This is a genomic window from Enterococcus sp. AZ129 (assembly GCF_051714505.1).
GTDB lineage: Bacteria > Bacillota > Bacilli > Lactobacillales > Enterococcaceae > Enterococcus > Enterococcus faecalis.
On the sequence record NZ_JBIORY010000001.1, the window covers coordinates 2,729,020 to 2,751,673 of the forward strand.

Genomic DNA, 22,654 nt, shown 5'->3' on the forward strand with positions numbered 1-22,654 from the left:
AAGGAGCATGCTCCTTGCGGCTTTTTAGGGTTTATTTATTGATGTTTTTCATCGCATCTTCAGCAGCCATTTGTGCTTCAATGTCTGAAATACTATAAACGTTTTCGCTAGCTACGCCAACTTCTTTTGGTTCCATGTTACGGTAACGAGCCATACCAGTACCAGCTGGGATGATTTTACCAATGATAACATTTTCTTTCAATCCAAGTAATGGATCTTTTTTGCCACGGATAGCAGCATCTGTTAACACGCGTGTTGTTTCTTGGAAGGATGCAGCAGATAAGAAGCTGTTTGTTTCCAATGACGCTTTGGTAATACCAAGTAAGACTGGACGACTAGTAGCAGGGACGCCACCAGCAACTAATGTGTCGTAGTTACGGTCTTTAAATTCTGCGATGTCCATTAATGTTCCTGGAAGGATTTCAGTGTCACCTGGATCCATTACGCGGATTTTACGTAACATTTGACGAACCATTACTTCGATATGTTTGTCGCCGATTTCTACCCCTTGCATACGGTAAACACGTTGTACTTCACGTAATAGGTAGTTTTCAACAGATAAAACATCACGAACTTGTAATAATTGTTTTGGATCGATTGAACCTTCTGTCAACGGTGCACCACGGTGGATGATGTCGCCTTCAGCAACTTTCATACGTGCAGTGTAAGGGACAGTATAGGTACGTGTATCTGTTTTTCCTTTGATGGTTACTTCTTTTTGACGTGTGGCAGGATCTTCAGAAATATCGATAACTTCACCGGTTACTTCTGTAATCACTGCTTGCCCTTTCGGATTACGTGCTTCAAAGATTTCTTGGATACGAGGTAAACCTTGAGTGATATCGTCACCGGCAACCCCACCGGTATGGAACGTACGCATGGTTAACTGTGTACCAGGTTCCCCGATTGATTGAGCGGCGATTGTACCAACTGCTTCTCCGACTTCAACGTCAGAACCAGTTGCCAAGTTACGTCCGTAACAGTGCTTACATACACCATGTTTTGTGTTACATGTAAAGACAGAACGGATGGTTACTTTTTCAATACCAGCGTCCACGATTTCTCTGGCAAGATCTTCAGTGATTAATTGATCCGCACCAATGATGATTGCACCAGTTTCTGGATGAACAACTGATTTACGTGTATAACGACCTAATAGACGTTCGTCTAATGGTTCGATAATTTCATTACCTTCACGAATTGCTTCGATTTCAAGACCACGGTCAGTGCCACAGTCGTCTTCACGAATGATTACGTCTTGGGCAACGTCAACTAAACGACGTGTTAAGTAACCTGAATCGGCTGTCTTCAAGGCCGTATCGGTCATCCCTTTACGAGCCCCGTGAGTTGAAATAAACATTTCTAAGACAGAAAGTCCTTCACGGAAGTTTGAGATGATTGGTAATTCCATGATTCGTCCATTCGGAGCGGCCATCAAACCACGCATACCAGCTAACTGTGTAAAGTTGGAGATGTTACCACGGGCTCCAGAGTCAGACATCATGAAGATTGGGTTACGAGCTTCCATACTTTCGATCAGTTTTTGTTGGATTTCGTCTTTGGCACCGTTCCAAACGCCGATTACACGTTCATAACGTTCGTCATCAGTAATTAAACCACGACGGAATTGTTTAGTAATTGTTTCAACTTGTTTGTGGGCAGCATCAATGATTGCTTGTTTTTCATGAAGAACCATGATATCGGCAATCCCTACCGTCATCCCAGCATAAGTTGAGTGTTTGTAACCTAAGTCTTTCATGCGGTCAAGCATTTTAGAGGTTTCCGTAATGTGGAATCTCTTGAAGACTTCAGCAATGATATTTCCAAGATTTTTCTTCTTGAATGGTAAAACTAATTCTTGCTCTTTAATGTGTGCAGGAATGTCTGTACCAGCTTCTACGAAGTATTTATCTGGTGTTTGAACAGTTAAGTTATAGTCTGTTGGTTCGTTCAAGTAAGGGAACTCAACAGGCATGATTTCGTTAAAGATGATCTTACCAACTGTGGTGATTAAGATTCGTTCTTTTTGCCAATCAGTAAATGGTTTGTCACCTAAAAGTGTTGTTTGAACCCCAATCCGTGAGTGTAAATGCACGTAGCCATTTTGCCATGCTAAAACAGCTTCGTTCATGTCGCGGAAGATCATGCCTTCCCCTTCACGGCCTTCTTCTTCCATTGTTAGGTAGTAGTTACCTAAGACCATATCTTGAGATGGTGTAACAACTGGTTTACCATCTTTCGGGTTCAAGATATTTTGGGCAGCAAGCATTAACATACGAGCTTCTGCTTGTGCTTCTTCATTTAGAGGCACGTGAACCGCCATTTGGTCTCCATCGAAATCGGCATTGTAGGCTTCACAAACTAATGGGTGAAGACGGATCGCACGACCTTCAACAAGAACAGGTTCGAAAGCTTGGATCCCTAATCTATGCAACGTAGGTGCCCGGTTAAGTAAAACTGGGTGTTCTTGGATAACTTCTTCTAAGATATCCCAAACTTCATCTTCGCCACGTTCGATTTTACGTTTCGCATTTTTAATGTTTGTCGCAATTTCACGTTGTACTAATTCACGCATTACGAATGGTTTGAATAATTCAATCGCCATTTCTTTTGGTAAACCACATTGGTACATTTTTAAGAACGGACCAACGACGATTACGGAACGACCAGAATAGTCAACACGTTTACCTAGTAAGTTTTGACGGAAACGACCTTGTTTCCCTTTCAACATGTGAGAAAGAGATTTCAATGGACGGTTACCTGGTCCAGTAACTGGACGGCCACGACGACCATTATCGATTAAAGCATCGACCGCTTCTTGTAACATCCGTTTTTCGTTTTGAACAATGATGCTTGGCGCATTTAAGTCTAATAAACGTTTTAGACGGTTGTTACGGTTGATAACACGGCGGTATAAGTCATTTAAGTCACTTGTTGCAAAACGACCACCTTCCAATTGAACCATCGGACGTAAATCTGGTGGAATAACTGGGATAACATCCATTACCATCCAGCTTGGTTGGTTACCAGAAGCACGGAAGGCTTCTAAGATGTCTAAACGACGGATGGCACGTGTCCGTTTTTGACCAGAAGCTGTTTTTAATTCTTCTTTTAATTGCGCAACTTCGCCATCTAAATCGACGTTATCTAATAATTGTTTCACGGCTTCGGCACCCATAGCAGCTTTGAAGGCTTGGCCATATTGTTCACGTTTTTCACGATATTCGCGTTCCGTTAACAATTGTTTTTTCTCTAATGTTGTGTCACCTGGTTCGATGACAACGTATGAAGCAAAATAAATGACTTCTTCCAATGCACGAGGGCTCATGTCTAAAACAAGACCCATCCGAGATGGAATTCCTTTAAAGTACCAGATATGTGAAACTGGTGCGGCTAATTCAATATGCCCCATACGTTCACGACGTACTTTTGAACGAGTGACTTCAACGCCACAACGGTCACAGACAATACCTTTATAACGGATACGTTTATATTTACCACAAGCACATTCCCAGTCTTTGGTTGGACCAAAAATGCGTTCACAGAATAACCCTTCACGTTCGGGTTTTAATGTACGGTAGTTAATTGTTTCGGGTTTTTTAACTTCCCCATAAGACCAGCTTCTGATCTTTTCTGGTGAAGCAAGCCCTATTTGCATACTTTCGAATTTATTTACATCGATCAAAAGGAATTCCCTCCATTTCCTTATTTAGAGAAGCTGAGTCAGCAACTTGTTAGCAAATGGCAAGCATCACTTGAAAGAAGGTCTGACGACACTTGGAACAAGTAATGGCTTGCGCAGTTGCAACAAAGTCGCAGTTGAATCAACTCATCAGAGTGGTAGCGACAAATTAGTCTCTGTCTTCGGCTGTTTCAATTTCTTGAACAACGTCTTGTGCTTCTTCTTTCACGACTGATTCTGCTTCTTTTTCCAGCTGTTTCGCTGATTGTTGTTCCGCAAATTTGGTTAGTGCGTCAACGGTGATTAAATCATCATCGTCATCGTCCATATCGCGTAACTCAATCTCAGCTTCCTCAATGTCCAAGACACGCATGTCTAAACCAAGTGATTGTAATTCTTTCACTAATACTCGGAATGATTCAGGCACACCTGGTTTTGGAATTGGTTCACCTTTAACGATGGCTTCGTATGTTTTCACACGTCCGACAACGTCATCAGATTTGTAAGTTAAGATTTCTTGTAATGTGTAAGCAGCACCGTAAGCTTCCAGTGCCCAAACTTCCATTTCCCCGAAACGTTGTCCACCGAATTGAGCTTTACCACCCAACGGTTGTTGCGTAACAAGAGAGTAAGGTCCGATTGAACGAGCATGCAATTTGTCATCAACCATGTGGGCTAATTTAATCATATACATGACACCAACGGAAATACGGTTATCAAATGGTTCACCTGTACGTCCATCGTAAAGAACTGTTTTAGCATCGCTAGCCATACCAGCTTCACGAACAGTTTCCCAAACGTCTTCATCGGTTGCCCCATCGAAAACAGGTGTTGCAACGTGAATACCTAATTGGCGAGCAGCCATACCTAAGTGTAATTCAAGTACTTGTCCGATATTCATACGAGAAGGTACCCCTAATGGGTTCAACATGATATCAACAGGTGTTCCGTCAGGTAAGAATGGCATATCTTCTTCCGGCATAATACGGGAAACAACCCCTTTATTTCCGTGACGTCCCGCCATTTTATCTCCTTCGTGAATTTTACGTTTTTGAACGATATAGACACGAACTAACATGTTGACACCTGGTGATAATTCATCGCCAGCTTCACGAGTAAAGATTTTCACATCATGAACGATACCGCCGCCACCGTGAGGTACACGGAGAGACGTATCACGAACTTCGCGGGCTTTTTCCCCGAAGATTGCGTGTAGTAAACGTTCTTCTGCAGATAATTCTGTAACCCCTTTAGGTGTGACTTTCCCAACTAGTAAGTCGCCATCTTGAACTTCAGCACCAATGCGGATAATCCCCATTTCGTCTAAGTCTTTCAATGCGTCTTCCCCAACGTTTGGAATTTCACGGGTAATTTCTTCAGGTCCTAATTTTGTATCACGTGCTTCTGATTCATATTCTTCAATATGCACAGAAGTGTAAACATCGTCTTTAACTAAACGACGGCTCATGATAATGGCATCCTCGTAGTTGTAACCTTCCCATGTCATGAAGGCAACTAAGACGTTTTGCCCTAAAGCCATTTCGCCTTCTTCCATAGAAGGTCCATCCGCTAAAGTATCGCCTTTTTCAACTTTTTCACCTAAGTGAACAATTGGGCGTTGGTTGTAGCTTGTTCCTGAATTTGAACGACGGAATTTAGTAACCATATATTTGTCTAATGCGCCATTGTCGCGGCGAACGCGAATTTCTTTTGCATCGACGAATTCTACGACACCGTCATGTTTACATAGTAAAGCAGCACCTGAGTCATGGGCTGATTTATATTCCATCCCTGTACCTACCCACGGAGAGCGTGGTTGAATTAACGGCACCGCTTGACGCTGCATGTTGGCACCCATCAAGGCACGGTTGGAGTCATCGTTTTCTAAGAAAGGAATACATGCTGTTGCGACTGCGACTACTTGTTTTGGTGAAACGTCCATGTAGTCAACTTTGTCTACGGCAACTTCTAAGTTTTCACTTTGTAGACGCGCCATAACAACATCATTGGCAAATGTGCCATCTTCATTTAAAAGTGAGTTCGCTTGCGCTACGATATAATGGTCTTCGATGTCTGCTGTTAAGTAATCTACTTGATCAGTAACACGGCCTGTCGCACGATCAACACGGCGATAAGGCGTTTCGATGAAACCAAATTTATTCACTTTCGCATAACTAGATAAACTATTGATCAACCCGATATTTGGTCCCTCAGGCGTTTCAATTGGACACATACGACCATAGTGAGAGTAGTGAACGTCACGAACTTCATAACCGGCACGGTCACGAGTCAAACCACCAGGCCCTAAGGCTGATAGACGACGTTTATGGGTTAACTCACCTAATGGGTTTGTTTGGTCCATGAACTGTGATAACTGTGAAGAACCAAAGAATTCTTTGATACTTGCTACCACTGGACGGATGTTAATTAATTGTTGTGGTGTCAATGTTTCTGTGTCTTGAATAGACATTCTTTCACGAACCACACGTTCCATACGGGCTAAACCAATACGGAATTGGTTTTGTAATAATTCGCCTACTGAACGGATACGACGATTACCTAAGTGGTCGATGTCATCGACATTGCCGATATCTTCCATTAAGTTGAAGAAGTAGCTCATTGAAGCAACGATATCTGCTGGACGAACTGTTTTGACGCTGTCGTCTGGATAGCCGTTACCAATCACATTTACGATACGTTCAGGATCTTTTGGTGAAAGAACTTGAATCACTTGGATTGTCATTGGTTCAGTTACTACCGCATCTTCACTTGGATAGTAAGTTACGCTGTTTAAGCCGTTGTCAATGTACTCGCCTAATGTTTCCATGATTTGGTGTGTTAAAACCGTGCCTTTTTCGACAATGATTTCACCAGTTTCTGGATCAACTAGCGTTTCAGCTAAGGTTAAGTTTAATAGACGTGTTTTTAAGTCTAATTTTTTGTTAACTTTGTAGCGACCAACGTTTGCCAAATCATAACGTTTTGGATCAAAGAAACGTGCAGTTAACAAGCTACGTGAGCTATCTGCTGTTTTTGGTTCGCCTGGGCGAAGACGTTCATAAATGTCTTTCAAGCCTTCTTCTGTACGAGAATCACTTGCGTTTTTGTGTAAATCTTTTTCAATTGTGTTGCGTAAGCTTTCGCTGTCGCCGAAAATTTCGAAGATGGTATCATCTGAACCGAAACCTAAAGCACGAACTAACACAGTTAAAGGAATTTTACGTGTGCGGTCAATCCGAACATAAGAAATGTCTTTCGCATCTGTTTCCATTTCTAACCATGCACCACGGTTAGGAATGACTGTTGAGCCAAAACCTTCTTTGCCGTTTTTGTCCACTTTTCCATGGAAATAAACACCTGGAGAACGAACTAATTGGGAAACGATAACACGTTCTGCCCCGTTGATGATGAAGGTACCCATTTCTGTCATTAATGGGAAATCGCCGAAGAATACTTCTTGGGATTTAATTTCACCTGTTTCACGGTTGGTTAAACGTAATGTTACATGTAATGGCGCAGAATAGTTGGCATCATGTGCGCGGGCTTCTTCTACTGTGTACTTTGGTTCTTTTAATTCATAGTCAACAAATTCTAAGGATAAGTTTCCTTGGAAATCATCAATTGGTAAAATGTCTTCAAACATTTCACGAAGTCCCTCATCTAAAAACCATTGATAAGAGTCTGTTTGGATTTCAATTAAATTTGGTAATTCCAATACTTCACTGATACGTGCGAAACTTCTACGTTCGCGATGCTTTCCGTATTTTACTACGTGTCCAGCCAAGCTCTTCACCCCTCTAGTTATAAGTCTATCAAAACACCGATCCGAAAAATTACATTTACGTTACATATATTAAATATATGTAACAAAAAGCATTTTTTGCAGTTTTTAAGCAAAAAAAAACCAAAAATAGAACATGCTTCCGAAAAATTTTCTGGCGTTTCTACTTTTGTTTTCCTATAAAAAACCGGAACGGACAATATTTCGCTCCTGCTTCGTCACTTTCAGATAGTTTTTGCTCTATAGATTCTACTACCTTTGTCTAGAAAAGTCAAGGGTTTCTTTAAGGTTTTCTTTTTCATAAAAAGGAGTTTTTTTGTAAAGGGTTTAAATGAAAAAATGCGTAATAAATAATTACGCATTTTTTCAACAACTAGAAAATATATTCAATTATTTGGTCAATTTTCGCCATATCTTTTAATGGCAAATGCTCAATTTGACTTAATTTTCTTTCAGTGAAGTCCAAAGATTTCAGTTGTGAGATCACTACTTGCCCATGGGTTTCTATGTCATCGGGCAACGTATATCGAGTGGGAATATTTTTAATGGTGGAAGTAATCGGGCAAATCACAGCAAACATGGTTTTCCGATTAAATTCATATCTTGACACGACTAAACCAGGCCGTCTCTTCTGAATCTCTTTGCCTGCAGCAGGATCAAAATCAATCCATACAATATCTCCTTTTTTGGGAATGTACTTCTTTTCAACATTCATTAAAAAAGTTCTCTCCCCTCAGGTGCAAGATCATGCCACTCATCTTTTTCATAATACTCACCTTCTGGACCTTCACTAAATGGATCCTGAATTTTAGGGACTAATGTAATTGTACCGTCGTCAGAATACATCACAATATATTCTTGGTCGACTTTTGGTTTTTTACCATTATCAGTGGGTAAAGTTAAGACGACCGAGTTTCCTTGTCTTCTTGATTTAGTTGTTAGCATGAAATCACTCCCTTCGCTTCATTATACTATGCCTTTGCAATGATGGAAAGAATTTTAAATCACACTTAATGTGACTGAGTTTACTATATAATGTGTAATAAATAATTACGCATTTTCCCCTATCTTCCATTCACACAAAAAAACGAATGCAAAGATGCATTCGTTTTTGACTAACCGCCACCTAATAAAAAGTCTAGGACATTCATGCCGCCGCTTGTTTGGCTGCGGTAAAGTTCGGTGTAGCCGCATTGGGTACAGCTAATTGTAATAAATTTTTTATTTTGAACATCAAAAATTTTCGCAAAGTTCCCACCTGTTGCTTGAAATTGGTCCGACACATAGTGCATGTTGCCACATTTCTCACAAACATATTGTTGCTTTTCCATTCCCCTCACTCCTTCTCAATAAAATAAGTATAGCAAACGCCTGCTTCATTTTCCTCCATCCTAAGATGGATTTTTTCACTAGTTGACCAAGCCTTTTCCTTTCCGCTACAATAAGCATAACGAATCGGAGGAAAAAATATGTCGACAAAAAGCCAAGTCCTAACTTTATTGATGAAACAAACGCCCGCATTCCTTTCGGGCGAAGAGATGGCACAACGTCTGTCCTTATCTCGCACAGCTATTTGGAAAGCAATTAATGAATTGAAAAAAGATGGCTATCAAATTACTAGCGTGCAAAATAAGGGGTATCGCCTTGAAAAATCAGATGTCCTTTCTGCAGAAGGCATTCAGTTGGCATTATGGCCCCAAACGCCGCCTTTAACAATTACCGTCCTAGAAACATCTGAATCTACCATGACTGATGCTAAGCGGGCGATTTTAGACCAGACGCCCGACAATACTTTGATTGTTGCTGACATGCAAGAAATGCCGCGGGGCAGGTTCGGCCGACCATTTTTCGCTACGCCAGGTAAAGGGATTTACATGAGCATGGTGCTTCAACCGAACCAAAATTTTGAAGAAATCGCCCAATATACTGTGATTATGGCCGTAGCGGTCGCTCGAGCAATGGATGCTCTGGCAGGCGTTCACACAGAAATTAAATGGGTCAACGACCTTTATTTAAATGGCAAAAAAGTTTGCGGGATTTTGTCGGAAGCCATGAGCAATGTGGAAACAGGGCAGATTTCCAATGTCATCATCGGCATGGGGATTAATTTTTCAATTACAGAAACCGAATTTCCTGAGGACATTCGACAGAAAGTGACTTCCCTTTTCCCAGATGGTGAACCGACGGCGACGCGAAATGAATTAGTCGCCAACATTTGGAATCATTTTTACCAAATTTTAGACGAACGTTCAACGAAAGACTTTTTAGAAGAATACCGACAACGCTCCTTTGTGATTGGCAAAGACGTCGCTTTTACCCAAAACGGGCAAGACTTCCGCGGCGTTGCGACAACCATTAATGGAAATGGAGAATTGATTGTCCAGTTGCCTGATGGCACGGCCAAAACGTTGTCTTCTGGAGAAATTAGTTTGGACCAGATTGGTGAATGGCGTCGAGGATAAGTGGGGAAGTTTAGAAAAAAGCAAGTGGGACATCAGTCGTTTTGACTGATGTCCCACTTGCTACTTCTGAAGATAATCAGCTGAACAAAAGCAGCCCCTTCGGAAATTTCTTCTTATTGGCTTTCTCATGTGAGCATTCGTCGCAGTTTAGCCTTCTTAAGTGTTGAGAAATACTATTTGCAAAGTAAATAGATGACATCTGCGATTACTCGATGTATTTGAGCCTTTGGAAGTGTTGAACAGAACCTACTTGGTTCTTGGTGCTAAGCACTTTTGTCTCAGCCGCATTATCTTGATACCTGATTATTGAACATTAACATCTATCGCTTGATAAAATGAATTAATCGTGTCATTGATATCCCAAACGGCATAAATAACATGGTATCCTTTCCTATCAGCGGGAATATTTATTCTGTGTGTTTCTGTATCATTGACCATAAATCCTTGACCAGGAGGTAAATCTTGACCGATTGGTTGCCCTACTATGCCAATCAGTTCCATTTCGTCCATCGTTAATGGTGCATTAGGATTCCATCCAGGTTTCGTCATATAGTATCTAAAACGATTGGTCTTATGTTTTGCCGTCATCACCCATTTAAAATTATTCTCTCCTGTTGTTATATTACTTTTTACCCAACGAGTGGCTGTTTGTTCATCTAGTTTGGAATAGATTGCTAATCCAGCTGAAGGCAACCTTCCATTTAATTGACCCGTGTCTAATAATTTAGTTGGCGCTTCAATTCCTTGGGGTGTCGTGATAATTTCTGGCTGTGAGCTGTCTTGACCAGGTCCCCATCCAAATCCGTTTGCTTCCGCATTTTTGACTCGACTGACTGGGCTATCAACATAGCCGTGTGCATAACTCTGCTGTGCATCTCCTAAAGCAAAAACACTGATCATCGTTGCGCCTACTGCAATTATGAATAACATCATTTTTTTCATGTATATCGCTCCCTTATAAGCAAAACCCTTCAAAAAACATGTAATCTTAATCAACTGAAACGTAAAATCTCCACAACATCATTTTTACTTTTTCGATAGCGACCATCAACTTTGTGCACAATTATTGTCGACATATTTATTTTAAATGAACTAGCAATTCAATAGCAACTGTCCGCCTTTTTTACTGAGAAAAACTTATAGCACTCTTATAAAAAATGTTTGTTTTTTAATTTATCACTATTGAACACCAACTATTTATAGCGATTAACCGAGAACAGCCTTGCCCACTCTTTTTTTAGAATGCTCAAGTACTGTTTTTTTAACTGCTTCACTTCCCCACACCTTTAAATTTATTTAAAAAACAATAAATTTTCTTAAACTTCATTGTGAGAACCGCTGCATAAATTCTATACTTCTAGCGTTAGATAAAATAACCTTGTTAGGTGAGGCTCCTATCCAAACATAGGCTATTGCGCAGAAATGTCGAAAGACACCAATGTGTAAAACAGGAATGGTCGAATTAAGGCTCTTCTAAAAATAGCTAAGAGAAATCTTTACGTTGGATAGTGCTAAAGCTCAGACGATGAGAACCGATTGGCTTGCTGTGTCCTGTTTAGTCGCAAGCGCTTATTTACGATCGATGCTGGCTTAGTCTACTCTTTCAAGGGAAAAAGAAAGGGATTCTCATGCAAACATCGAATAAAAAATTTCCACTTTATGCCCTAACAACGCTTGGTTTTACTTTCCTCACTTTGTTAGTGGCGGCTAGTCCAAATTGGTTTCAACAAATGGACGAAGCTATTTATCACATCAAATGGCAATTAAATGCCCCACTTTTAACAGCGGTCAATCTGTTAGCAAAAACAGCCACGATTGGACCAATGCTGCTATTCTTCTTATTATTGATGGTATACCTTTTACGCAAAAAAGAAAAAATCCTAGCCTTTTGGGCTGTCAGTAACCTATTAGCTGTCGGCTTTTTAGGGAGCGTTTTTAAACATGTGGTGGGTCGGGCTCGACCAAACCTAGGCGCTTTAGCTGACCGGAGCTCTGCTAGCTTTCCCAGCGGACATTCATTATTAGCAATGGCGCTAGTCTGTACGATTTTGATCATTTTGGCCTATCTTCATGTCGAAAAAACCAAAGGCATCAAAATTTTCTTACTCACTTATTTAGTTTTGATTGTGTTAGGTCGCTTAATCTTACGCGTTCATTATCCTAGTGATGTCATCGCTGGGATGCTCCTAAGTTATAGCTGGATCAACTTTTCATTTCAAATTGTTCAACGTTATTTGCCGGCACCTGAACCAGAGGAAGCAGAAGTACCGACACAACGCCGGCGCCGCCATTCTCGTAAAAGAAAAAGCTTATTCGTGGTCTTCAGTTTAACCCTTTTATTTTTAGGCACACTTTCTGTTTCAGCTTACGGCGTCAGCATGTATCGCAATTTGCAAAAAACGGCGAACACCATGTATAAACCAAGAAAATCTTCCACGAAGAGTCCCGATTTAACCAAAGGAGAACTGGTTAGTTTCTTAATTATGGGAATTGCGAATGACTCAAAACGCAAAACCGATTACCGCTCCAACGCCTTAATGGTGGTTACAGTGAATAATCAATTACAAAAAACTACCATCACCAGCATCCCGCGTGACTACTATGTGGAAATGGCTGGCACCAATGGCGAATACAATAAAATCAATGCGGCCCACGTTTTCGGTGGTGCCGATATGCAAATTAAAACGGTTGAAAATGTCTTGCACATCCCAATCAATCATTACTTTTCAATTGATATGGATGCTATGAAGGACCTTGGCGATGCGGTGGGCGGCGTCACTGTTGACAATGCCTTTGCTTTTGACGCTGAAGGGATTCATTATCCGAAAGGCAAACAGCACTTAGGGGGCTGGGAAGCTTTACAATACGCGCGCATGCGTTACGAAGACCCCGAAGGCGACTATGGTCGTCAACGCCGCCAACGAGAAGTTTTAATCGAATTAACCAACAAGCTACTTTCTTTTAACAGCTTGCTAAAATATCAAGAAATTCTGGACGTAATCGGCGAACATGGCGAAACCGACTTGTCCTTTGACCAAATGATGGCAATGCTAAAAAAATACACCCCCGCACTAAAAACGATTGAAACCGATCAATTGAAAGGCTACGATTATACTGGCGATGGCGTGACAGGAATTGAAGGTATTTCTTATCAGCTGGTTGAAGAGAGCGAACGCCAACGTGTCGAAAATGCCATCAAAGAACAAATGAACCTCTCTACGAAAGACACTGAACAATCACAATAACGACTAAAAAGCAGCGCCCCTTAATGAAAGGGGCGCTGCTTAACTTTGCCTAGTTAGACGGACATTTCAAAAATATTAATTTTTGTCACCGTTAGTAACGGCTCTACATTAGAGAGGTATGTTACAGCATATCTCTCTTTTCATTACCATTATAGCACAACGACCCTCAAAAGACCATCAATAAAAATGCCCGAGCCTTAGAAAAATAAGAGGCTCGGGCATCTTTATTTTATGGGCCAGTCACTAAATTCCAAGTGACGGCGGCTTGGTATTGTTGACCAGCCGTTCCTTGATTGGCTGGTACTTCTAGTTTGATATTATCAAACGTAAAGTCCAATTGATAGACATCACTACCAGTGAATTGTTGGTTGGCAATAATGCTGGTCGCCGCATTATTTGCCGTTAAGTGAATGGCATTCGTGGTGCCAATGGCATTTTTTAACTCCGTTGGTTGATTGTAATTGGAGAAACTTGAAACAGGAGCCGCACCTAATAATAAGCGAGTTGCTGTTGGCAAGCTGTCTGTAGCTGATTTTGGTTGGGACAGTTGTGCCGTTAAACTCCAATTCGGTTGGGTTTTGCTAATTCGTACATACGGATTACGAGTGCCGTTGCCATAGTAATCAGCGGCTTTCTTCAACCCATGTTGCTTCGTAGCGCTCGCTACCCTAACTTGACCAAAATCGAAAGTTGGTACGCTGATAAACCCTTCGCCCGTCGGTTCCTTTATTTCTTGATCTAAATCTTTAATCCGAACAGTGTCTGAAGCCTTTAAGTTACCAAAGTTCCCCGTGACTTCCACAGCGGCTTCTAACACTTGGCCTGGTTGCCCTGTGACTTTTGTTCCAATTAGATTAATCGTTAGTTGACCACCAACAGGAAGACTGCTGTCTAAAGGAATCTCAAAACCGGCTTCCCACTGTTCTTTCGTAATTGGTCGAGCTTTCGCATTTTGACCCGTACCTAAAATAAACAGTTCAGTAGGCGTACTAATCCCAGACATCCAATCTGTCGTTGGTTTGATTTTGATTGATGTTAATGGTACTTCGCCAGTATTTTTCAAGAGGACTTCCCAATATTCCATAGATGCCCCATTGTCAATGACATCGACTGCGCCACGCATCGTTAAGTCTGCGCTGATTGTTCCTTCTTTGTAGACCACGGTCAAATCATCTTGATCATTATAGGTGACTGAATAGCTTGGTGTGGTACTCGTTTCCAAGGTTGTTGGTTTTTCAGTTCCCTTGTACCAGCCTTGGAGAACGTAGGATTTACCATCTGCAGTGTAGCTAGCTGGCAAGGCTTTTGCGCTTGTATACGTGAAGTTGTCACTATCAATCACAGTTTGTTTGCCTTGGGTGAAACCAGTTGGTGGCGTGATTTTGGCGCCAGTAGCGTCAACAAAGTTTTCGGTGGCCTTACGATTAGTTAAGTGATAATAAACTGGACTACTGAAAGTTGTATATTTTGCATATCCAGAGACCTGGTCAGTACTGTAAATTACTCTCTGTAAAAATTCCGGATATTTTACACTAGGATCCACCACTGAATATGACTCATATGGCGCATAACTCTGATCTGATTTCTGTGTCAATCTTAAAAAAGCAATTACCGATGCTTCTGGGAGAATCTGATCATCATAGTGGACACTATATTTCCTTGTATATACTGGCAATGGATAGTTTGGATTGATTTTGCCTGTTTTATCGTAAAGATTTAACGATTGATAGTACCGTGGAAGTTTAATTGAGAAATTAGAATATGCATCTCCATTCCAGCCAGATTCAGTAGGACGAGCTATATACGTTGCAGGTAGTGTAACATTTTTTAAGTTACCCACTGTTGTAGCACTTTGATTGGTCGCAATTGTCCCAAAAGAAACAGTAGCATCTGCTCCTTCAGTTGCTCTTCTATAAGCGATACTTTTGTAATCATAGGTAATGTTAATATCCGTTGGCTGCACTAATTGTCCTGCTTCATTCACAAAGCCAAATTGAAAGGTTTCTTCTGGAAAGTTTACTTCCTCATAGACCACATTCAAATCATCGTTGTCGTCATAGGTTACCTTGTAGCTTGGTGTTTTGCTCATTTCTAATGTGCCTGGTTTCGTTTTGCCTTTGTACCAGCCTGTGAATTTATAAGTTTTACCACCACTTGTATAAGCTTCTGGTAATGTACCGCTTTGTTTAAAAGTGTACGGGTCACTATCAATCACAGTTTGTTTTCCTTGTGTGAAACCAGTGGGTGGCGTGATTTTAGCTCCGCTGGCATCGACGAAGTTCTCAGTGACCTTGCGATTGGTTAAGTGATAATAAACTGGGCCACTGAAAGAAGTATAGACTGCATTTCCAAAGCCTCTGTCAGCACTATAAATACTTCTCCTTAAAAAAGTCGGATACTTAACACTAGAATCAACTCCTATATAGGTCTCGCGTGGTGTGTAACTCTGATCTGTTCTCTGTGTTAATGCTAAAGCACTAATCACCACTGCTTCAGATTCCTCTTGATTATCCGTAACACTATAATTTGTAGTCCTTAATGGCAAGGGATACTTGGGATTGATTTTGTCTGTTTTGTCATAAAGATTGAGAGATTGATAATATCTTGGAAGTTTGATTGAGAAATTAGAATACGCCTCTCCGTTCCAGCCTCCTTCAGTAGGGCGAGCTATAGATTTTGCAGGAAAGGTCACGTTTTTTAAGTTACCCACTGTTGTAGCACTTTGATTGGTCGCAATAGTCCCAAATGAAACAGTAGCATTTGTTCCAGAAGTATCGCTTCTATAAGCGATACTTTTGTAATCATAGGTAATGTTAATATCCGTTGGCTGCACTAATTGTCCTGCTTCATTCACAAAGCCAAATTGAAAGGTTTCTTCTGGGAAGCTAAAAGCTTCTTTAGGAGAAATTTGCTTTGGTTGTAACAGACTCCCCCAGTCGTTAAACTCTTCCGTAGCCTTTGAGTTTCCTTCTTCAACCGTTTCCGTGGTCTCTTGCTTTTCTGAAGTAGTTTCTTCCTTGGTGACTTCTACTTTTGAAGTCTCTTCTTCTGTTTTATTTGTCTGTAATTCTGTTTCTCTTGTACTTTCCTTAGTGCTTTTCTCTGTACTTTCTTTCGTAGACTCTGCTGTCGGGCTACTTTCAATCGTCACAGTTTCCGCAATCGCTGTGACGCCTGTCAATGAATTGACTAATAATGAACAACATAAGCCAAATGTTGCTAACTGTTTAAATTTGATCTGTTTCATGCTGTTCCTTCTTTCTATGTACGATTCCCACCAAGCCAATTAAGGCTAAGCCGAGAATGCTAAGATTTGCTTGACTCTTGCTCCCTGTGCTAGGGAGCTTCGAGCCAGTCGTGGTGGTCTGTGTCGAACCACCACTTCGTTGATCTCCTTGCGGAGGACCAGCTGGTCCCTTGGGATCAGCAGCTGGCGCATCTGTTTTCGGCGGGGCATCTTTAGGAGCGGGTGTTGTCGGATTTTGGTAAAATTCAATCCCCACCGAACTAGAACCACCATCAGATGCTTCAACATTTATAAAAAAACTAGGAGAAGATAGTAGACACACAATCATTAAATAACGCTTTTTTTTCATTTAAAAACCTCCTTTTAATTCAACAACAGATTTGAGCTTCTGTACAATTACTGCTCAAACAACCTTTTTTAATACCTCTATGATAACAAAGAAACCCCTGTAGAAGTTGACGATTTTTACGCACCCTATGCGAATTTTTTGAAATACATTGATAGAACAGCGTTTACAAGCTTGTTATTTAATTATCGACGAACAAAAATGTTATTTTACGCTTGTTTTCCCTCGAAACCACGCGTTCAAAGTTTAAGTTTTTACTCTTTTTAACGAGAAAAGCTCAAAATGTTAGCGTTAAAGACTAACATTTTGAGCTTTTCTTAATTATTCCGACGCGTTCTTTTTAAAAAAAACAAGATTTTTTTCGCATTCCTCGCACTTTTTTAGGTTCTAACCAAGCAAGGCACTGATTAATAACCCTAAAGCATAGGTCCCATTGAAAACCAGTAAGTTTTTAATGGAATGACGGAAACTTTTCGGCTGCGGCAATTCTTGTTTAAACGTTTGAATATTTTTCCAAATGACTGGCAGAGTGGCAAACGTAATTAACACCGGCCATTGATAAATACCACTAATGAAGCCGAATAAAATCACCAGATACCCAGCTAGCGCTAACACTTGAAACAGCACAATCCCTGCTGGGCGCCCGATATAATAGACTAACGTATAACGGTGGTTCTCAATATCCGTATCTAAGTCCCGTAAATTGTTGGCGAGCATGATGTTAGCAATCGAACAGACCAAGGGCAAGGACGCCACGACAATCGCAAGCACCGCCCAGAGATTGCCGTCTAAGCGAAAGGCGCCGCTAGCAAAATCAACCGTTAAGTAAAAAGGCGGATTGGTGACGACATTCAAGTAAACGGTTAAGACGAAGATGCCTAAGCCCATCGTGAAGCCACTGAAAATTTCCCCTAAGGGCATGCGGGATAACGGAATCGGTCCATACGTGTAGAAAATCCCGATGAAGCAGCAAATCCCCCCTAACACAAGGAAGAGCCAACCGGTTTGAACCGTTAAGTACGCACCCACAACGGCAGTGAAGGCAATCATGGCGAAAATCATGTTGCGGACTAGTTGTGGTGAAACGCCTGATTGTCCGATAATATTTTCTTCATATTTGTAGACGTCCGATTTGGCTTTTTTGAAGTCCATGTAATTATTAATGGCGGTGGTGGCCATATCAAAGACCACCATGCCAATGAAGAAAACCAGCGTGTTGCCCCACTGAACTTCCCCAAAATAGGTCATTGAAAACAAGACCCCGATAATGAAGGGAAAGAGACTGGCAAGCTTCGTCTGAATTTCCACTACTTTTAAAAACACATTTAAAGACATTTTTGGTCGCTCCTTATTTCAAATCGGCCCGATTCCCCATCGTATAGCCAGAGTCTTTGCCGATTTCAAAGTTGCCTTCGATATCTTTGCTGATGTAGACTTTGTCGTCTTTTGTGACGAAAATGGCATCGGTTCCTTTCAGACTTTCGACATATTCTAGTCCTTTTTTGACGCCCATTGAGAAGACGGCTGTTGAGAGACCATCACCATCGATGGATTTGTCGGTGATAATGGTGACACCCGCGATGTCGTTATCAAACGGATAGCCAGTTTCACGATCGAAGAGATGGTGGTACGTTTTGCCATCGACTTTTAAGTAGCGTTCATAAATTCCTGATGTGACTAAGGTTTTGTTGCTTTCTTTGACTTGACCTAAGACTGTGTTGCGGGCTTTATTCGGATCTTGAATCCCAACTGTCCAGTCCATGTCTTTGCCACGTGGGCTGTGTCCTAAGACGTAAACATTCCCGCCTAAATCGACGATAGCAGTGGTAACGCCGTTGTCTTTGAGGACTTTCACGACTTCGTCGGTGATGAAGCCTTTGGCAATTGCGCCTAAATCCAATTGCATGCCTTTTTCTTCAAGGTAAACGGTTTGCTCTTTGTCGTTGAATTTGACTTTCGTGTAATCGACAAGTTTCAAGGCTTGATCAATTTCGGCTTGGCTTGGTTTGCGGGCATCATCGAAGCCAATGTGCCACATAGAAGTGATTGGGCCAATTGCCATGTCGAAGCCGCCGCGGGAGTCTTTGCTGTATTCATAGGCTTTTTTCAACAAAGGGTACAGGTCATCTGAGACTTTGACTGGTTTTACGCCTGCTTCTTGGTTGATTTCATCAATTTCTGAACCTGGTTGGTTGACGGTGATTTTATCGCCTAGTTCTTTGACACGGGCAAAGGCTTTCGGTAAGACGTCTTCTTTGCCATCATCGTAGATGCGAATTTGAACGTAGGTACCAAGCATTGTTTGACGGTCAGAGTATGGTTCTGTATTAATTTTCGCTTCTGGTTTTGAGGAACAAGCAGCTGCCACAAACAGCACTGCTAGAACACTCACCATGAGCAGAAGTTTCTTTTTCATAGGATTCCCTCTTCTTTCCTTCTTTAATTAAAAAATAAGTTCTCTTGCATAGTAGCCTTTTTTGGAAAAAATGAAAAGTCTTTCTCTTGGAAATTCACAAATTTCTGTGAAAAAATTTGTGAAATGATGGACAGAACTAGCGAAGAAAAAGGGGCGGGAAAGTCAGCCAACCGACTTTTTCCCAACCCCTCAATGGTGTCAAGTAATTGCTGAAAAGCATTTCAGGAACTACTTCACGATTCATTTATTATTACTTATTTTGTTACGATGTTGTCAACAACGATTTCAGTTGTGTCGCCTTTTTCAGCAGCGTTCACTAATTGTTGTGCGTAGTTGATGAATGAATGTGTGCTGTGTGTTGCACCAGTTACCACTTCAACACCTGCAGGTGAGCCGTCTTCTTCGCCCATTGCTTTAACAAATTCTTTGTTTAATGTTTCGATATATTCTTTTGGTCCAACGCCAGTAACGTCTTTCATTTTGCTTTCGTATTCAGTGTCATCTTTTTTAGATTTGCCGTCAGCGTTCACGTTATCGTAGTTAGATTCAGTCACTTTACCATCTTTCACAGTCATTGAGAATGTTGTGTGGTAGCCGTTTGAGTCATTTTTTTCTTTCAATGAGTACGTACCATCTTTCAATGTTGCCCCATTATCGATTTCGATTGTGTCTGTGTTACCAGCTTGTGCTGCTTGGATTAATTGTTGTGCGTAGTTTTGGAATGATTCAGATGAATGAGTCGCACCAGTTACTACTTCCACACCGCTTGCGCTTTGTGCTTTAACAAAAGAATCGTTTAATTGTTTGATGTATTCTTTTGGTCCAACACCAGATTTTGCTTTCATGCTTTCTTCATACTTAGTGTCTTCTGTTTTAGATTTGCCGTCAGCATTGATGTTGTCATATTTAGATTCAGTGATTTTGCCGTCTTTTACAGTCATTTCAAAGACTGCACGGTAACCATTTTTTTCATTTTTTTCTTCTAATTTATACGTACCATCTTTTAAATCGCCACCGGCAACTTTTTTCGCTGGTGCTGATGATTCCGTTGATTTTTTCGTTTCTGAAGATGCTGCGCTAGAAGAGTTCGTTGTGTTGTCTTTCTTGTCTGCGCCACAGCCTGCTAATACTAAACTAAATAATGCAATTGCCGCAAAACCTTTAACAAATTTATTCACTTTCATTGATAGTCACCTTTTCTTTCATGATTTTCACAAACATTAAAAGTTTGTGATACATTACACATTATAATGGTTTTAAAAACGTTGTCAAGACCATCCCCTAAAAATATTTACATTTCGGTCTTTTTTTCATCAAAAACTCATCGTTGGAGTAAATTTGTTGACAATTAAAATTTATATTAGACAAATTCGTGAAATACTTATATAATGTTAGTCGATTGTGTACTTATTAATCATTATCACTATTTTACTACTTACAATATTAAGGAGCGGATTGTCAATGACAAAGCAAAATATTGTCGTTGTAGGTGCTGGGTATGCTGGCGTTTCAGCTACTAAATTTCTAGCAAAGAAATTTAAAAAAGATACGGACGTAACAATCACATTGATTGATCGCCATTCTTACCACACTATGATGACCGAATTGCATGAAGTAGCAGGCGGACGTGTTGAACCAGAAGCAATTCAATACGACTTACAACGTTTGTTCTCACGCAAGAAAAACGTAAAATTGGTAACAGATACTGTTACTGGGATCGACAAAGAAAACAAAGTTGTGAAAACTTTAGCAGGTTCTTATCCATTTGACCAGTTAATTCTGGGTATGGGTGGCGAACCAAACGACTTTGGAACACCAGGCGTGAAAGAAAATGGTTTCACCTTATGGTCATTTGATGATGCAGTGAAAATTCGTCATCACATTGAAGCAACCGTTGCTAAAGCAGCCATCGAACCAGATGCTGAAGTACGCAAAGCAATGTTAACATTCGTTGTCTGTGGTTCTGGTTTTACTGGGATCGAAATGGTCGGCGAATTAATCGACTGGAAAGATCGTTTAGCGAAAGATGCCAAAATTGATCCAGACGAAATTACATTAATGGTTGTTGAAGCAATGCCAACCATCTTAAACATGTTATCTCGTAACGATGCTGCCAAAGCAGAACGTTATCTAGAAAAGAAAAATGTTCAATTATTATTGAACTCACCAATCGTTGAAGTTGCAGCAGATCACATTAAATTAAAAGATGGTTCTGAAGTACCAACGCATACGTTAATCTGGACAGCTGGTGTGAAAGCAACTTCTGATGCCGCTGACTTTGGTTTAGAAGCAGCACGTGGTAGTCGTTTAGTTGCTAATGAATACATGCAAGCTAAAGGCTACGAAGACAAAAACATTTATATCATTGGTGACTTGGTTTATTACGAAGAAACACCAAATACACCAACTCCTCAAATCGTTCAAGCAGCTGAACAAACAGGTCATACTGCGGCTGCCAACATCGTTGCAGATATTAAAGGCGGCGAAAAACACGCCTTTAAAGGAAACTACCAAGGATTCATGGTTTCCATCGGCGCGAAATGGGGCGTTGCCAACTTATTCGATAAAATTCATTTGAGTGGTTTCTTAGCCATCATTATGAAACATATCGTTAACTTGAAATACTTCTTTGATATTCGTTCTGGTTACTACATGTTCCAATACATTATGCACGAAATCTTCCATATTAAAGATGATCGTTCTGTTGCTCGCGGACATACGTCTCGTTACGGCAATGTCTTGTGGAGTGTTCCGCTACGTGTCTTCTATGGTATGGTTTGGTTAGTCGAATCAATGAAGAAAATTGTCGGCAACGGCGATTACTTGAAACCAAGCACTTGGTTTGGTGACGGTTCTTGGTTCACAGATAAAGTCGTTTTCCCATTCCCTTGGTTACAAGAACAAGTAACAACAGGTGCTTCTCAAGCAACTGAAACAGCAACAACTGCTGCAAGTGGTGCGGCAGATGCAGCGGCAAGCGGTGGTGCCGATGCGGCAACACAAGCAGCGCACTTTGGGTTAAGCTACGCTTACGGCGAAACACCAATGCAAGTGTTTGATCACATGCCTAAATGGTTCGAAAGCGTAATGAAATTTATGATGCCAAACCAAGAAGTTGCTTTGTTCATGCAAAAATTCATGACAATCGTTGAAGTATGTATTGCTTTAGCATTGATTGCTGGTTTATTCACTTGGTTATCAAGTGCTGCTACAATTGGTTTAACAATTGCCTTCTGTTTATCTGGCATGTTCTATTGGGTAAATATCTGGTTTATCTTTGTCGCTTTTGCTTTGATGAACGGTTCAGGCCGTGCTGTCGGTTTAGACCGCTGGGTAATTCCATGGATTCAACGCAAACTTGGTAAAGCGTGGTATGGTACACCGAAAGCTAGATACGGCGGTAAGTAAGCAATCGATAATCGATTGACAACTACGAGCAAAAGCTGAGACACATGTCTCCAGCTGACTATCATAG

General features: G+C 40.9%; 14 protein-coding genes and 1 riboswitch. Of the genes, 3 read left to right on the forward strand and 11 right to left on the reverse strand.

Annotation, left to right across the window (positions count from 1 at the left end):
• Positions 1-31 precede the first annotated feature (31 nt).
• The 5 genes from rpoC to IGJ90_RS13465 all read right to left on the reverse strand — a co-directional run bounded on the left by rpoC (position 32) and on the right by IGJ90_RS13465 (position 8,794).
• Positions 32-3,685 carry a DNA-directed RNA polymerase subunit beta' gene (gene rpoC / locus IGJ90_RS13445; RefSeq protein WP_002354777.1) on the reverse strand — a complete coding sequence of 1,218 codons (3,654 nt, stop codon included), beginning with the start codon at positions 3,683-3,685 and terminating at the stop codon, positions 32-34.
• 166 nt (positions 3,686-3,851) lie between these two features.
• The gene (gene rpoB, locus IGJ90_RS13450; protein ID WP_002389470.1) at positions 3,852-7,466 is read right to left on the reverse strand and encodes a DNA-directed RNA polymerase subunit beta; all 3,615 of its coding nucleotides are present in this window, start codon (positions 7,464-7,466) and stop codon (positions 3,852-3,854) included.
• Positions 7,467-7,836: 370 nt separating this feature from the next.
• Positions 7,837-8,178 carry a type II toxin-antitoxin system PemK/MazF family toxin gene (locus tag IGJ90_RS13455; RefSeq protein ID WP_002360937.1) on the reverse strand — a complete coding sequence of 114 codons (342 nt, stop codon included), beginning with the start codon at positions 8,176-8,178 and terminating at the stop codon, positions 7,837-7,839.
• Positions 8,178-8,408, reverse strand: coding sequence for a type II toxin-antitoxin system PemI/MazE family antitoxin (gene mazE / locus IGJ90_RS13460; protein ID WP_002367500.1), 231 nt, complete (start codon positions 8,406-8,408; stop codon positions 8,178-8,180). Before mazE ends, IGJ90_RS13455 begins: the two co-directional genes overlap by 1 nt.
• Positions 8,409-8,578: 170 nt before the next feature.
• On the reverse strand, positions 8,579-8,794 hold the full coding sequence (locus IGJ90_RS13465) for a zinc ribbon domain-containing protein (RefSeq protein ID WP_002354768.1): 216 nt from the start codon (positions 8,792-8,794) through the stop codon (positions 8,579-8,581).
• Positions 8,795-8,932: 138 nt separating this feature from the next.
• Here IGJ90_RS13465 and IGJ90_RS13470 point away from each other — a divergent pair, with 138 nt between their 5' ends.
• Complete coding sequence (locus IGJ90_RS13470; RefSeq protein WP_002358973.1) at positions 8,933-9,925, forward strand: biotin--[acetyl-CoA-carboxylase] ligase; 993 nt, start codon at positions 8,933-8,935, stop codon at positions 9,923-9,925.
• A 303-nt stretch (positions 9,926-10,228) separates the two neighbouring features.
• On the opposite strand, the gene IGJ90_RS13475 is transcribed toward IGJ90_RS13470, so the two are convergent.
• Positions 10,229-10,867: a lytic polysaccharide monooxygenase gene (locus IGJ90_RS13475; protein WP_173961900.1), complete on the reverse strand. Its 639-nt coding sequence runs from the start codon at positions 10,865-10,867 to the stop codon at positions 10,229-10,231.
• A 428-nt stretch (positions 10,868-11,295) separates the two neighbouring features.
• Positions 11,296-11,462: riboswitch (M-box (ykoK) riboswitch) on the forward strand.
• 91 nt (positions 11,463-11,553) lie between these two features.
• On the opposite strand from IGJ90_RS13475, the gene IGJ90_RS13480 reads away from it, so the two are divergent.
• Complete coding sequence (locus IGJ90_RS13480; protein ID WP_438768280.1) at positions 11,554-13,170, forward strand: phosphatase PAP2/LCP family protein; 1,617 nt, start codon at positions 11,554-11,556, stop codon at positions 13,168-13,170.
• A 229-nt stretch (positions 13,171-13,399) separates the two neighbouring features.
• On the opposite strand, the gene IGJ90_RS13485 is transcribed toward IGJ90_RS13480, so the two are convergent.
• The 5 genes from IGJ90_RS13485 to pplA form a co-directional block, all read right to left on the reverse strand.
• Positions 13,400-16,417 carry a WxL domain-containing protein gene (locus IGJ90_RS13485; protein WP_438768282.1) on the reverse strand — a complete coding sequence of 1,006 codons (3,018 nt, stop codon included), beginning with the start codon at positions 16,415-16,417 and terminating at the stop codon, positions 13,400-13,402.
• Positions 16,398-16,766 carry an LPXTG cell wall anchor domain-containing protein gene (locus IGJ90_RS13490; protein ID WP_438768284.1) on the reverse strand — a complete coding sequence of 123 codons (369 nt, stop codon included), beginning with the start codon at positions 16,764-16,766 and terminating at the stop codon, positions 16,398-16,400. The genes IGJ90_RS13485 and IGJ90_RS13490 overlap by 20 nt, the downstream gene beginning before the upstream one ends.
• Before the next feature lie 384 nt (positions 16,767-17,150).
• Positions 17,151-18,098, reverse strand: a complete 948-nt coding sequence (menA, locus tag IGJ90_RS13495) for a 1,4-dihydroxy-2-naphthoate polyprenyltransferase (RefSeq protein ID WP_002367506.1) — start codon at positions 18,096-18,098, stop codon at positions 17,151-17,153.
• A 13-nt stretch (positions 18,099-18,111) separates the two neighbouring features.
• On the reverse strand, positions 18,112-19,179 hold the full coding sequence (locus tag IGJ90_RS13500; RefSeq protein ID WP_002354751.1) for an FAD:protein FMN transferase: 1,068 nt from the start codon (positions 19,177-19,179) through the stop codon (positions 18,112-18,114).
• A gap of 254 nt (positions 19,180-19,433) precedes the next feature.
• Complete coding sequence (gene pplA, locus IGJ90_RS13505) at positions 19,434-20,363, reverse strand: extracellular electron transfer flavoprotein PplA (protein WP_002367507.1); 930 nt, start codon at positions 20,361-20,363, stop codon at positions 19,434-19,436.
• A gap of 277 nt (positions 20,364-20,640) precedes the next feature.
• On the opposite strand from pplA, the gene IGJ90_RS13510 reads away from it, so the two are divergent.
• Positions 20,641-22,587 (forward strand): NAD(P)/FAD-dependent oxidoreductase, encoded by a 1,947-nt coding sequence (locus tag IGJ90_RS13510; RefSeq protein ID WP_002354747.1) that lies wholly within the window; start codon positions 20,641-20,643, stop codon positions 22,585-22,587.
• The last annotated feature ends 67 nt before the right edge of the window (positions 22,588-22,654 follow it).